Source organism: Klebsiella sp. 2-CIP_Kleb. (genome assembly GCF_050378715.1).
In the GTDB taxonomy this organism is placed as follows: Bacteria; Pseudomonadota; Gammaproteobacteria; order Enterobacterales; family Enterobacteriaceae; genus Klebsiella; species Klebsiella quasipneumoniae.
Window position 1 is genome coordinate 795,464 of record NZ_JBNRLG010000001.1, and the last position, 13,796, is coordinate 809,259.

The 13,796-nt window shown below is 57.2% G+C and carries 12 protein-coding genes and 1 other RNA gene; 7 read left to right on the forward strand and 6 right to left on the reverse strand.

The genetic code is table 11. From position 1 onward, the window contains the following. Nucleotides 1-19: 19 nt before the first annotated feature. Both ACQUTP_RS03985 and ACQUTP_RS03990 read right to left on the reverse strand, forming a co-directional pair. On the reverse strand, nt 20-1,051 hold the full coding sequence (locus tag ACQUTP_RS03985; RefSeq protein WP_048324734.1) for a methionine synthase: 1,032 nt from the start codon (nt 1,049-1,051) through the stop codon (nt 20-22). Nucleotides 1,052-1,074: 23 nt separating this feature from the next. Beyond that, on the reverse strand, nt 1,075-2,052 hold the full coding sequence (locus tag ACQUTP_RS03990; protein WP_004203107.1) for a DUF1852 domain-containing protein: 978 nt from the start codon (nt 2,050-2,052) through the stop codon (nt 1,075-1,077). Between the two features lie 597 nt (nt 2,053-2,649). On the opposite strand from ACQUTP_RS03990, the gene ACQUTP_RS03995 reads away from it, so the two are divergent. Next, nucleotides 2,650-2,970, forward strand: coding sequence for a hypothetical protein (locus ACQUTP_RS03995; protein ID WP_285754954.1), 321 nt, complete (start codon nt 2,650-2,652; stop codon nt 2,968-2,970). Between the two features lie 98 nt (nt 2,971-3,068). Here ACQUTP_RS03995 and ACQUTP_RS04000 read toward each other — a convergent pair whose 3' ends face one another. From ACQUTP_RS04000 to ydiJ, 3 genes are all read right to left on the reverse strand, one after another. Next, a complete protein-coding gene (locus ACQUTP_RS04000) occupies nt 3,069-3,317 on the reverse strand; it encodes a GlsB/YeaQ/YmgE family stress response membrane protein (protein ID WP_004203110.1) in 249 nt (82 codons plus the stop codon). Nucleotides 3,318-3,519: 202 nt separating this feature from the next. Further along, on the reverse strand, nt 3,520-3,930 hold the full coding sequence (gene menI, locus ACQUTP_RS04005) for a 1,4-dihydroxy-2-naphthoyl-CoA hydrolase (RefSeq protein ID WP_004203111.1): 411 nt from the start codon (nt 3,928-3,930) through the stop codon (nt 3,520-3,522). Further along, entirely contained in the window at nt 3,927-6,983 is a 3,057-nt protein-coding gene (ydiJ, locus tag ACQUTP_RS04010) for a D-2-hydroxyglutarate dehydrogenase YdiJ (protein ID WP_032456259.1), read from the reverse strand. The genes menI and ydiJ overlap by 4 nt, the downstream gene beginning before the upstream one ends. A gap of 218 nt (nt 6,984-7,201) precedes the next feature. Here ydiJ and ydiK point away from each other — a divergent pair, with 218 nt between their 5' ends. Next, on the forward strand, nt 7,202-8,314 hold the full coding sequence (gene ydiK / locus ACQUTP_RS04015) for an AI-2E family transporter YdiK (protein ID WP_004203114.1): 1,113 nt from the start codon (nt 7,202-7,204) through the stop codon (nt 8,312-8,314). A gap of 190 nt (nt 8,315-8,504) precedes the next feature. Continuing rightward, nucleotides 8,505-8,612, forward strand: an RNA gene (rprA, locus tag ACQUTP_RS04020) — antisense sRNA RprA. 85 nt (nt 8,613-8,697) lie between these two features. Here rprA and ppsA read toward each other — a convergent pair. Next, nucleotides 8,698-11,076 carry a phosphoenolpyruvate synthase gene (gene ppsA / locus ACQUTP_RS04025; RefSeq protein ID WP_065877468.1) on the reverse strand — a complete coding sequence of 793 codons (2,379 nt, stop codon included), beginning with the start codon at nt 11,074-11,076 and terminating at the stop codon, nt 8,698-8,700. 75 nt (nt 11,077-11,151) lie between these two features. Between ppsA and ACQUTP_RS04030 the strand changes: the two genes are divergently transcribed. The 4 genes from ACQUTP_RS04030 (at nt 11,152) to hemP (ending at nt 13,784) form a co-directional block, all read left to right on the forward strand. Beyond that, on the forward strand, nt 11,152-11,271 hold the full coding sequence (locus ACQUTP_RS04030; RefSeq protein ID WP_100098307.1) for a hypothetical protein: 120 nt from the start codon (nt 11,152-11,154) through the stop codon (nt 11,269-11,271). A gap of 144 nt (nt 11,272-11,415) precedes the next feature. Further along, entirely contained in the window at nt 11,416-12,249 is an 834-nt protein-coding gene (gene ppsR / locus ACQUTP_RS04035; RefSeq protein ID WP_002909061.1) for a posphoenolpyruvate synthetase regulatory kinase/phosphorylase PpsR, read from the forward strand. Between the two features lie 154 nt (nt 12,250-12,403). Beyond that, nucleotides 12,404-13,450, forward strand: a complete 1,047-nt coding sequence (gene aroH / locus ACQUTP_RS04040; protein ID WP_004203118.1) for a 3-deoxy-7-phosphoheptulonate synthase AroH — start codon at nt 12,404-12,406, stop codon at nt 13,448-13,450. Between the two features lie 154 nt (nt 13,451-13,604). Continuing rightward, nucleotides 13,605-13,784, forward strand: coding sequence for a hemin uptake protein HemP (hemP, locus tag ACQUTP_RS04045; protein ID WP_023290103.1), 180 nt, complete (start codon nt 13,605-13,607; stop codon nt 13,782-13,784). The last annotated feature ends 12 nt before the right edge of the window (nt 13,785-13,796 follow it).

Consider the following 13,796-nt stretch of genomic DNA (forward strand, 5'->3'; position numbering starts at 1 on the left):
GCACGAAAGCCAGTCCGCCTTATTTTACCGCCAGCTCGCGGCGAACGATCTCGGCACCGGCGCTTAAGGCGTGCAGTTTGCCGGTCGCGACCTGGCGCGGCAGCGGCGCCATACCGCAGTTGGTGGAGGGGTAGAGCTTGTCGGCATCGACGAACGCCAGCGCCTTGCGCAGGGTATCAGCCACCTCTTCCGGAGTTTCAATCGCATGGCTGGCGACATCGATCGCCCCGACCATCACCTTTTTACCGCGGATCAATTCCAGCAGATCCATCGGCACCCGCGAGTTGTGGCACTCGAGAGAGATAATATCGAGGGACGATTTCTGCAGCTGCGGGAAGGCCTCCTCATACTGACGCCACTCTGAGCCCAGCGTTTTTTTCCAGTCGGTATTGGCCTTGATGCCGTAGCCGTAGCAGATATGCACCGCCGTCTCGCACTTCAGCCCTTCAGTAGCTCGTTCCAGCGCGGCGATCCCCCAGTCGTTCACCTCATCGAAGAAGACGTTGAAGGCCGGCTCATCGAACTGAATAATATCGACCCCGGCGGCCTCTAACTCTTTCGCTTCCTGATTGAGGATTTTGGCGAACTCCCAGGCCAGCTTTTCCCGGCTTTTATAGTGGTTGTCATACAGTGTGTCGATCATGGTCATGGGGCCCGGCAGCGCCCATTTTATCGGCTGACTGGTGAGCTGACGCAGATAGCGCGCGTCCTCAACGAAGACCGGTTTCTGGCGCTCTACGGCGCCCACCACGGTTGGAACACTGGCCTCATAGCGGTTACGAATTTTCACGATCTCGCGTTTGGCAAAATCAACGCCGCTGAGGTGTTCAATAAAGGTGGTGACAAAGTGCTGCCGCGTTTGCTCGCCGTCGCTGACAATATCGATCCCGGCCCGCAGCTGGTCGTCGAGGGACAAACGCAGGGCGTCGCGCTTGCCGGCCAGTAATTCTTCGCTGGACAGTTTCCAGGGCGACCACAAGGTCTCTGGCTGCGCCAGCCAGGAAGGTTTCGGTAAACTGCCAGCGGTGGAGGTCGGAAGCCATGTTTTCATAATAAGTAGCCTTTTATATTGGTTTAGCAACGCGCGAAGTTAGCAGACCATTGCTCAAGCAACGTCTTGTGCGGGTCGATAAAATGTTGTTGTGTAAATTTACCCTGCTCTATCGCCAACAGGCTGCGCTCTTCCCGGTCATACACAATTTTGGTGACAGAATGATCCAGGTGATTGAGATTGGGCTGATAGTATTGCCCCGCCGCGGAATTCGCGTTGTAAATCTCCGGGCGATATATTTTTTGAAACGTCTCCATCGTGCTGATGGTCGCGATCAGCTCCAGGCTGGTGTAATCGCTGAGCAGATCGCCGGAAAAATAGAAGGCCAACGGCGCGACGCTGTGTTTCGGCATAAAATAGCGCACCTGCAGCCCCATTTTGCTGAAATAGCGCTCGGTCAGCGAGACGCCTTCCTGGGCATATTCAATACCGAGAACCGGATGTTCGTTACCGGTGCGACGATAAACATCTTTGCTGGATACGCTCAGACAAATCACCGGCGCCTTGCTGAAACTGGTCTTATAGGCGCTGGATTGCACGAAATCCTTAAAGATATTGCCGTGCAGCTCGCCAAAGTTTTCGGGCACGCTGAAGCGGCTCTGGTCTTTATTATGCTCCAGCAGCAGCACGCTAAAATCATAATCCCGTACCCACGAAGAGAAGTTATTGCCGACGATACCGGCATGGCGCTCACCGGTTTTTTTATCGACAATATGCGTTTGCAGGATCTCTATCACCGGAAAACTGGCGGCATCAGCAATATTCATCTCGACAGAAATAATATCCAGTTCCACCGCATAGCGATCGTTGTAGGGATTATCCCAGTGCGCCAGGGTATTAAACCGGTTATTCATCATGATTAACGTATTGCGCAGATTGTCCTGACGGCTCTCCCCTCTCGCCAAATTGGCAAAATTGGTGGTAATACGCGTATTTTCCGCAGGGTTATAATTTTCATCAAACCGGCTGCGCTTAATCGTATAGGTAAATTCGTTATTCATGGCGATTGTCCATCCTGGTGTCGGGCATAAAGCGGAATAAGCGGAGTACTCTCCACTGGCGACGCAGAGTCAGACCTGGCGCGCTTCAACCGGTAAATGTTGTTGATTCGTTAATGGGTCTATTTTTGCCAGAGTCGGTGATGGAGGGAAAGCGACTTAAATTCATTGCAACATGAGCTATCCTCATGTTGCTCCGCTAAGCGCAAGGTGCGGTTCGGGGTATCATCATGACGCCATGGTCAGGGGCGGCAGTTCAGGCAACGCCAGGCTAATAATCGTTTGTCCAGGGAATGCATGCAGGGTACAATCTTTAACCACTATAATACGTGCTGTGACCTGGCCGCCGTACCCGTTTGCTGGAGCTTTTGTCGTAAAGAATGATTGTTGATATCAGTATTATGTCGATGTGCATGGCCGTGCTGCTGATTATGAGCGTACTGCTGAATTAAGAGGCTCCCGAACACAATGACACCCGCTCTCATCTGACCTTCACATTCGCGAGGAATAAAGGAGATTCAGAGGATTCGCGCCGCACGGCATTGTCCCGCCTGCCGCCGCCCTCTACTCTTTATGCACTTGCTTATCGAGGATAACCAGATGAAAAAAGCTCTCTTTGCGCTGTTCGCTATTGCTGCCGTGGCCGCCGCCAGCGCTTTTGCGGCTGATAAAACCGACGCTCCGACGCCCGCTGTCGACAACGGCGGCCGTCCTCCGCTGGAGATGGGTCATGGTCCCCTGCCGCCGTTCCCGCCACCGTTTCCGCCGCACAAGCCGGTGCTGTTTTCAGCAACGGTCGCGACCGATACGCCGGCGGAAACCATTAACAAACTAACCGCCCTGATCCCGACCGGTCAGGCGAAGCACTACGAAGTTCACGTGGAGGTGGTGCCGGTTGCGGAGGATGCCGACGGGCAATAGCCCTGGCGTGGGCACGCTGCCTGAGTCCTGCGATAATAAAAAAGCTGCCGCGATAAGCGGCAGCTTTTGTTAACTTGAATAAAACAGAATGCAGAGAATTAGCTGCGCACTTTACGGTAGATAAACAGCACAACCAGCGCACCGATTACCGCCACCACGAAGCTGCCGAAATTAAACCCGTCGACTTTGCCAAAACCAAAGAAGGTACTGATCCAGCCGCCGACCACGGCGCCGATGATCCCCAGAATAATGGTTACAATAAACCCGCCGCCGTCTTTCCCCGGCATAATCCACTTGGCTAAAATACCGGCAATAAGTCCAAAAATGATCCAGGAAAGAATACCCATGGTTAACCGTCCTCTTGTTACCTTTATGCATTTCGTATTGAAAAGAGTAGCATATATAACGAGATTGGATCGGTAATAATCTATTTATTAGATAATTTCTTGCCGCTGCGCGGTAGTGTTCTCACGCCATCTCTCGCGCTGCCAGGCCCTTTGCCGCTTATTACCTTGAAAAAAGGGAGGCTATTCGCCTCCCCCTTACGGTTTATATTACCGCGGTGGTTAGCCGCGATGAACAGCACAATCGCGACTGTTCGTCGAAGATTTCAATTTGCCAGACCTGATGGCGAGTCCCGACGTGCAGCGCTTTGCACACGCCCCGCACCCGGCCCCCACGCGCTGAACGGATGTGGTTGGCGTTAACCTCCAGCCCCACCACCTTCTGTTCGCCTTCGCTGCACAGATAACCCGCTACCGACCCCAGCGTCTCCGCCAGCACCACCGACGCCCCGCCGTGCAGCAGACCAAACGGCTGCTGGGTGCGGCCATCCACCGGCATGGTGGCCTCCAGCGTATCGTCGGTAAACGTCTCAAAGCGAATATCCAACAGCCCTACCATGTTTCCCTCACCGAGCCGGTTGAGCTGCTCCAGCGTGGTCTGACGTTTCCAAATCATCCGATTATCTCCAGTAACGCCTGCAGCGGGTGGCGAACGCCGCTGCCTTCAATGCGCTTCACCTGGCTGCGGCAGGAGTAGCCCGTCACCAGACAGCGGTTACGCGGCAGCCGCTGCATCGCCTGCTGCCAGGAGAGCGCGTAAATGGCCAGCGAGTTGGCATGGTTTTTCACTTCATGACCATAGGTGCCTGCCATCCCGCAGCACCCAACGCTGACGTTTTCCAGCTTCGCGCCGAAGTGGGCAAAAATCTCTGCCCACTGCTTTGTCGCCGCCGGCAGCGCGGTCACTTCCGTACAATGACCGAACAGGTACCAGGGCTCGCCGCCGAGATCGGGACGGGCGTCGGTCGGCAGGGCCTTCGGCAACCACTCATGCACCAGCATGACCTGGAAATCGCCGCGCTTGTCGCCGAGCGTTTGCTTATATTCATCGCGGTAGCAAAGCACCAGCGCCGGATCGACGCCGACCAGCGGCATACCCAGCTGCGCCACGCGGTTAAGGAAGTCTGCCGTTTTCTGCGCGGTGCGCGCGAAGCGGGTCAGGAATCCTTTAATATGCTGCGCCTTGCCGTTCGGCGAGAACGGCAGGAGCACCGGCTGATAGCCTAAGGCCTCGACCAGACGGATAAAGTCAGCCACCACCTGAGCGTCGTAATAGCTGGTGAAGGGATCCTGCACCACCAGCACCATCTTCGCCTTCTGCTCGTCGCTCAGCGCTTCGAGCTGCTCAAGGGTCATATTGGCGGAGCGGTGGCCGGCCATCTGCTGCTTCAGCGACGGCGCCGAGAGCAGCGGCAGATCGACCATCCCGATATGCTTCTCCGACAGCTTTTTCAGCCACGGCTGGTTAATGAAGAAGTTAAAGGTCTTCGGCGCCTGGGCCATCAGCGGCGCATAGGACTCCACCGACGCCACCAGATGATCCCGCACCGGACGCAGATAGCGGCTGTGATACAGCTGCAGGAAGCGCGAGCGGAACTCCGGGACATCGATTTTGATCGGGCACTGGGTCGAACAGGCTTTGCAGGCCAGACAGCCGGACATCGCCTCTTTGACCTCGTGCGAGAAGTCATATTCCCCTTTGCGCGCATGCCAGCTGTTACGGGTGCGCGCCACCAGCGAGCGCAGGCTAACGCCCTGCTCCGGCAGCGCCTTCTCCAGCTGATTGGGATCGACGCCGCGATCCGCCAGCAGACGCAGCCATTCGCGGACCAGCGTCGCCCGCCCTTTCGGCGAGTGGATGCGCTGGTTGCTGACTTTCATCGACGGACACATCGGACTTTTTACGTCAAAGTTGAAGCACAACCCGTTGCCATTACACTCCATCGCCCCGCGCCAGCTGCTGCGCACCGCGATGGGGATCTGCCGATCCCAGGTGCCACGCTTCACCGCGTCGACTTTCATCATCGGCGCGTCGACCCCTTCCGGAGGGCAGATTTTCCCTGGGTTCAGGCGGTTATCGGGATCGAAGACCGCTTTGATCTTCCTAAGTTCGCCGTACAGCGCCTCGCCAAAGAAGGCCGGGCTGTACTCCGCGCGAAAGCCTTTGCCATGTTCCCCCCACAGCAGGCCGCCATACTTCGCCGTCAGCGCCACCACATCGTCGGAGATCTGCTTCATCAGCACCTCCTGCTGCGGATCGCACATGTCCAGCGCCGGGCGCACATGCAGCACCCCGGCGTCGACGTGGCCAAACATGCCGTAGCTCAGGCCGTGGCTGTCGAGCAGCGCGCGGAACTCGACGATATAATCCGCCAGGTGTTCGGGCGGGACGCAGGTATCCTCGGCAAAGGGGATCGGCTTGGCGGCACCTTTGGCATTACCCAACAGGCCTACCGCCTTCTTGCGCATGGCATAGATGCGCTCCACGCCATCAAGATCGTGACAAACCTGCCAGCCGATGACTCCCGCCTCGCTGCGGGCCATCAGCTCGTCCAGCCGCTGGCACAGGGTGGTGACCTGCTGGTCAATCAGCGCCGCGTCATCCCCGGCGAATTCGACGATATTCAGCCCGAGCATCTCTTTATCAGGTACGTCGGTGATCAGTTCGTTCACCGAGTGCCAGACGATATCCTCGCGCGCCAGATTGAGGACTTTAGAGTCGACGGTCTCCACCGACAGGGCCTTGGCTTCCACCATAAAGGGTGCATTACGCAGCGCAGAGTCAAAGGAGTCATATTTGACGTTGACCAGCCGGCGCACCTTCGGCAGGCGGGTAATATCCAGCCGCGCTTCGGTGATAAACGCCAGCGTCCCTTCCGAACCGGTTAAAATCCGGGTCAGGTCGAACTCGCTCATCTCATCGTTAAAGACGTGGCGCAGATCGTATCCGGTGAGGAAGCGGTTGAGTTTGGGAAACTTATCCATGATCAGCTCGCGCTGCGCCTTGCAGCGCTGGTAGACCGTGTTGTAGATCCGGCCGATCGTCGAGGGCGTATTGCCCAGCGTCTCCGCCAGCGCCACCGGCACCGCCTGGGTATCGAGGATATCACCGCCCATCAGCACCGCCCGCAGGCCAAGCACGTGATCCGACGTCTTACCGTACACCAGCGATCCCTGTCCGGACGCGTCGGTGTTAATCATCCCGCCCAGGGTAGCGCGGTTGCTGGTGGAGAGCTCCGGGGAAAAGAAATAGCCATAGGGCTTGAGAAACTGATTCAGCTGATCTTTGATGACTCCGGCTTCAACGCGCACCCAACCCTCTTCGGGGTTGATTTCGATAATGCGGTTCATATAGCGGGACATATCGACGATAATTCCGCCGTTCAGCGCCTGGCCGTTAGTGCCGGTGCCGCCGCCGCGCGGGGTGAAGATCAGCGATTTAAAGCGTGGTTCGGCGGCGACGCGCGCCAGTAGCGCGACGTCTGCCGTGGAACGTGGAAAAAGGACCGCATCCGGCAGCAGCTGATAGACGCTGTTGTCGGTGGCCATCGTCAGCCTGTCGGCATAGCTGGTGGCGGTATCGCCGGTAAAACCCTGTTGCTCCAGTACCTGCAAAAAATTCAGCACCAGCTGAACTACCCCTGGCGCCTGAGAAATTTGTGGGATCATCACACTTGACCCTGCCTGACTATGTTGTGTTTGAAAATATTGTGTTGGTGCTAACTAAACGTTTGCGTAGCGCATTCAACTTTTTATCACATTTTTTTCATATGCGCCCACGTGTTTTCTGTGCAAAATCAGCCCGGCAAAATTATTGATATTATTATCAGTACATGGATTTACGCGGCGCCAGCTTTTTGGCGCGACTGGAAAGGTAAAATTTATCTATGATTAACCCCCATCAGCCTCGGGACATACCGCAAATACTGCTGTCGGTGCTGTTCCTGGCCCTGATTATCATATCCTGCCTGTGGGTTGTGCAGCCGTTTATTCTGTCCTTCGCCTGGGCCGGCACCGTGGTGATCGCCACCTGGCCGGTGCTGCTGCGTCTGCAGCGTGTGCTGTTCGGCAAACGGATGCTGGCGGTGCTGGCGATGACCCTGCTGCTGTTTTTGCTATTCGTTATTCCTATCGCTCTGCTGGTCAACAGCCTGGTGGATAACAGCGTTCCGCTGATCAAACTCATCAGCAGCGGAAATGTGACGCTGCCGGATTTCGCCTGGCTCAACAGCGTGCCGCTGGTGGGCGATAAGCTCTACTCCGCCTGGCATGGCCTGCTGGATATGGGCGGCTCGGCGATTATGGCCAAGGTTCGCCCCTATATTGGCACCACTACCAGCTGGTTTGTCGGTCAGGCGGCGCACATCGGCAAGCTTCTGGTCTACTGCGGTTTGATGCTGCTGTTCAGCGCGTTGCTCTACTGGCGCGGTGAGCAGGTGGCCTACGGTTTCCGCTATTTCGCCACGCGCCTGGCGGCTAAACGCGGTGACGCCGCCGTGCTGCTGGCCGGCCAGGCCGTGCGCGCCGTGGCGCTGGGCGTGGTGGTGACAGCCCTCACCCAGGCGGTGCTGGGCGGTATCGGCCTTGCCATCTCCGGCGTGCCCTACGCCGCTCTGCTGACCGTGGTGATGATCTTTACCTGTCTGGTCCAGCTCGGGCCTTTGCTGGTTCTGGTGCCGTCGATTATCTGGCTTTACTGGAGCGGGGACACCACCTGGGGCACCGTGCTGCTGGTGTGGAGCTGCGTGGTCGGCACCATGGACAACGTTATCCGCCCGGTGCTTATCCGCATGGGCGCCGACCTGCCGATGATCCTCATTCTTACCGGCGTCATTGGCGGCCTGATCGCCTTCGGCATGATCGGTCTGTTTATCGGTCCGGTGCTGCTGGCCGTCTCCTGGCGCCTGTATGACGCCTGGGTGCACGAAGTGCCGCCGCCGCCGAAAGATCCCGACGTCGTGCTCGAAGAGCTCAGCGAGCTGGAGGCCGGGCGCAAGTAATGCATTGTCAGGCGGGGAGACCCGCCTGTTTCCCCGCCTGCACAATTGTTAAGCAAAATTTATTGATCGCCGGCTCAACGCCAGACTTGTAGGCCCCTCACCCGCGTTTCACCTTCCGGACCTTCACAACAATTTAACTATTGAGAGGAATCTGATCGACGGCAAAGGCCCCGCTGCCTACTATTAGCTCACGGTTATAAATCAACACCTTGATTTATAAGCATGGAAATCCCCTGAGTGAAACAACGAATTGCTGTGTGTAGTCTTTGCCCATCTCCCACGATGGGCTTTTTTTTGTCCTGCGCTCACGTCGCCTGGCGCTCTGACACAGGCAAAAAAAATCCCCGGCATCGCTGCCGGGGATCGGTGTTGTCAGGGCGAACTTATTTATTCAGTTCCGCCAGACCTAACCAGGTTTGCACCACGGTGTCCGGGTTGAGGGACAGGCTATCGATCCCCTCCTCCATCAGCCAGGCGGCAAAATCTTCATGGTCAGACGGCCCCTGGCCGCAGATGCCGACGTATTTACCCTGCTGCTTCGCGGCGCGGATCGCCATCGACAGCAGGGCTTTCACCGCGTCGTTGCGTTCATCAAACAGCTCAGAGACCACGCCGGAGTCGCGGTCCAGACCGAGCGCCAGCTGGGTCATGTCGTTCGAGCCGATGGAGAAGCCGTCGAAGTATTCGAGGAACTGCTCCGCCAGCAATGCGTTCGACGGGATCTCGCACATCATGATGATCTTCAGCCCGTTCTCGCCGCGCTTCAGCCCCTGACGCTCCAGCTCTTCGACCACCGCTTTCGCCTGGGCAACGGTACGGACGAACGGCACCATCACTTCAACGTTGGTCAGCCCCATGTCGTTACGCACGCGCTTCATGGCTTCACATTCCAGCGCGAAGCAGTCGCGGAAGCTTTCGGAAACGTAGCGTCCGGCACCGCGGAAGCCGAGCATCGGGTTCTCTTCTTCCGGCTCATAGCGCTCGCCGCCTACCAGGTTAGCGTATTCGTTCGACTTGAAGTCCGACAGACGCACGATCACCCGTTTCGGATAGAAAGCGGCACCGAGGGTGGCGATCCCTTCGGTCAGGCGGCCAACGTAGAACTCTCTCGGCGAATCGTAGCCTTTCATCAGCTCGCGGATTTCGTTCTGCAGGCCCGGCTCCTGATCGTCAAACTCCAGCAGCGCGCGCGGGTGCACGCCAATCATGCGGTTGATGATAAACTCCAGCCGCGCCAGACCCACGCCTTCGTTCGGCAGGCAGGCGAAGTCGAAGGCGCGATCCGGGTTGCCGACGTTCATCATCACCTTCAGCGGCAGATCCGGCATGTCGCCGACGCTGGAGCTCTTGACGCTGAAGTCGAGCAGCTCGGCGTAGACATAGCCGGTATCGCCTTCGGCGCAGGAGACGGTCACGTTCTGGTTTTCCTGAATGCGATCGGTGGCATCGCCGCAGCCGACCACCGCCGGAATACCCAGCTCACGGGCGATGATCGCCGCGTGACAGGTACGGCCGCCGCGGTTGGTGACGATCGCCGAGGCTTTCTTCATGATCGGTTCCCAGTCCGGGTCGGTCATATCGGTAACCAGCACGTCGCCCGGCTCAATGCGGTTCATCTCGCTGATATCGTGGATCACCTTCACCGGACCGGCGCCAATGCGATGGCCGATGGCGCGCCCTTCGGCGATGATCTGCCCCTGAGCGTGGAGGGTATAACGCTCCATCACCTGGCCGCGGGAACGCACGGTTTCCGGACGCGCCTGGACGATAAACAGCTTACCGGTGTGGCCATCTTTCGCCCACTCGATATCCATCGGACGGTCGTAGTGCTTCTCGATCTGCACCGCCTGCTTCGCCAGCTCCTGCACCTCCTCGTTGGTTAACGAGAAGATATCGCGCTGCGCCTGCGGCACATCTTCGATACGCACCTGCTTGCCGTGCTCCTGGGTCGGCGCGTAAACCATGCGGATCTTTTTCGAGCCCATGGTGCGGCGCACGATCGCCGGGCGGCCAGCGGCCAGCGTCGGTTTGTGGACGTAGAATTCGTCCGGGTTCACCGCGCCCTGCACCACCATCTCGCCCAGACCCCACGCCGAGGTGATAAACACCACCTGGTCAAAGCCGGATTCGGTATCGATGGAGAACATGACGCCGGAGGAGGCCAGATCGGAGCGGACCATCCTCTGCACCCCGGCGGAGAGCGCCACGCCGCGATGATCGTAACCCTGATGCACGCGATAGGAGATCGCGCGATCGTTAAACAGTGAAGCAAATACGTGCTTCACGGCAACGAGCACGGCGTCAAAGCCCTGCACGTTGAGGAATGTCTCTTGCTGCCCGGCGAAGGAGGCGTCCGGCATATCTTCCGCGGTGGCGGAAGAGCGCACGGCGAATGAGGCCTCGGCGTCATCGGCGGACAGCAGGTCATAAGCATCGCGAATCGCGTTTTCCAGTTCGCTCTGGAAGGGGGTATCGATGATCCACTGTCGGATCTGCGCGCCCGCTTTCGCTAATGCGGAAACGTCGTCAATGTCGGTTTCATCCAGCAGCGCATAGATGCGCTGGTTAACACCGCTTTGGTCCAGGAACTGGTTGAAAGCATCAGCGGTGGTGGCAAACCCGTTAGGTACGGAAACACCCATACCGGACAGATTCGTAATCATTTCACCAAGGGAGGCATTTTTGCCCCCAACTCTGTCTACATCATTCATGCCGAGTTGGTTATACCAAAGCACCAGCGGTGACGAGCCATTGTTGGACATCGAGACAATCCTTTTGTGATTTAATACCAGTGAAAAAAATTTCACGATCGACTGCAAGATTATCCTGACATATTTATGGTGCTGAAAAAAACGGTGAATCGTTCAAGCAAATTATTTTTTCTTTTTTCGGACTGTTCCTCTGATATAGATAACTTGATGATTTTTAGGAAGTATGACGAGAAACGCTGGAAATAACGGCAAAAAAAAGAAAATGAACCACCCTTTTCATAAAAAACAAAAATAGTGTTTCAATTTTAACAAGAGACAAATCAAACAGGGATATGCTTAAATTTAATATCCGCTTTCAGGCAATTAAACTCATTATACCGGATGGTCAAAATGGAAAGTGCTGTAGATCGCCACGTATTTTATATTTCTGACGGTACCGCCATTACGGCGGAGGTGCTGGGGCATGCCGTCATGTCGCAATTCCCGGTCGCCATCAGCAGCGTGACCCTGCCGTTTGTGGAAAATATCAGCCGCGCGCGGGCGGTGAAAGAGCAGATCGACGCCATTTATCAGCAAACGGGCATCCGCCCGCTGGTGTTCTATTCCATCGTCATTCCGGAGATCCGCGATATCATTCTGCAAAGCGAGGGCTTTTGTCAGGATATCGTTCAGGCGCTGGTGGCCCCGCTGCAGCAGGAGCTCAACCTCGACCCGACCCCGGTGGCGCACCGCACCCACGGCCTGAACCCCGGGAACCTGATCAAATACGATGCGCGTATCGCCGCCATCGATTACACCCTCGCCCATGACGATGGCATCTCGCTGCGCAACCTTGACCAGGCGCAGGTGATCCTCCTCGGCGTGTCGCGCTGCGGCAAGACGCCCACCAGTCTGTACCTCGCCATGCAGTACGGCATTCGCGCCGCCAACTATCCGTTTATCGCCGACGATATGGACAATCTGGTTCTGCCGGCCTCGCTGAAACCCCTGCAGCATAAGATGTTCGGCCTGACCATCAATCCGGAACGTCTGGCGGCGATCCGCGAGGAGCGCCGGGAGAACAGCCGCTACGCCTCGCTGCGCCAGTGTCGGATGGAAGTGACCGAAGTGGAGGCGCTGTATCGCAAGAATAAAATCCCCTGCCTGAACAGCACCAACTATTCCGTTGAGGAAATAGCGACAAAAATCATGGACATCATGGGGCTGAATCGCAGGATGTACTAATACACTAGTACATTATTAAAAATTTGTTTATGCTATCACCCGTGGCCTATACAGGATCATGCCCTGCTCTTGCAATAAGCAGGGATTGGTTTATCGTGATGCGCATCACTTCCCGGCATTTTCGCTGGCGAAGAAACAGATTTTTGAGACCCCAATGAATAAAACAGACGAATTGCGTACCGCGCGCATTGAAAGCCTGGTAACGCCCGCGGAGCTGGCCCAGCGCCATCCCGTTACGGCCGACGTGGCCGCCCACGTCTCGGCCTCCCGTCGCCGAATTGAAAAAATCCTCAACGGCGAAGACCGCCGCCTGCTGGTGATTATCGGCCCCTGCTCCATTCACGACACCGACGCGGCGATGGAGTATGCCCGCCGCCTGCAGACCATGCGCGAGCGCTACCAGCCGCAGCTGGAGATCGTGATGCGCACCTACTTTGAAAAACCCCGTACTGTGGTGGGCTGGAAAGGCTTAATCTCCGATCCGGACCTCAACGGCAGCTACCGGGTCAACCACGGGATTGAGCTGGCACGGCGCCTGCTGCTGCAGGTCAATGAGCTGGGGGTGCCGACGGCCACCGAGTTTCTCGATATGGTGACCGGTCAGTTTATCGCCGATCTCATCAGCTGGGGAGCCATCGGGGCGCGCACCACTGAAAGTCAGATTCACCGTGAAATGGCTTCGGCGCTCTCCTGCCCGGTCGGGTTTAAAAACGGCACCGACGGCAATACGCGCATCGCCGTGGACGCCATCCGCGCCTCCCGCGCCAGCCATATGTTCCTCTCCCCGGACAAGCAGGGGCAGATGACGATTTACCAGACCAGCGGCAACCCGTTCGGGCATATCATTATGCGCGGCGGCAAACGGCCGAACTATCACGCCGAGGACATCGCCGCCGCCGGCGAGGCGCTGCGGGAATTCGATCTGCCGGAGCAGCTGGTGGTCGACTTCAGCCATGGCAACTGCCAGAAGCAGCATCGCCGTCAGCTGGAGGTGTGCGCCGATATCTGTCAGCAAATTCGCGCGGGCTCTACCGCCATCGCCGGCATTATGGCGGAGAGCTTCCTGCAGGAAGGGACCCAGAAAGTGGTTCCCGGCCAGCCGCTGGCCTGGGGCCAGTCGATCACCGATCCCTGCCTGAGCTGGGAAGACAGCGAACGTTTATTGAGTGAGCTGGCGGCCGCCACGGCCACCCGTCTGTGACCGCTCCGCCCGCCGCGCATGCGGTGGGCGAACCCCTTCTGACATTCCCTACCAAATTCGGTAACACGATAAATAACGCTTGCCGTCAAAAACAACATTATTGATAATGATTATCATTGTTGCTTTGATTTTTATTTTGAGAGCTATGACGCGTATGGATAACACTGCCACAGCTGAAAAACCAAAAGACAATGCCCCCTATCCCGTGGCGACGGACAGACAGATCAGCAGTCGGGTTCTGTTAGGCAGCGAAGGACGGGTAGTCATTGAGCATGGCGGCCAGCGCTATCTGCTGCGCCAGACCCACGCCGGGAAGTTGATCCTGACCAAATAGTCGCCCCGCGGT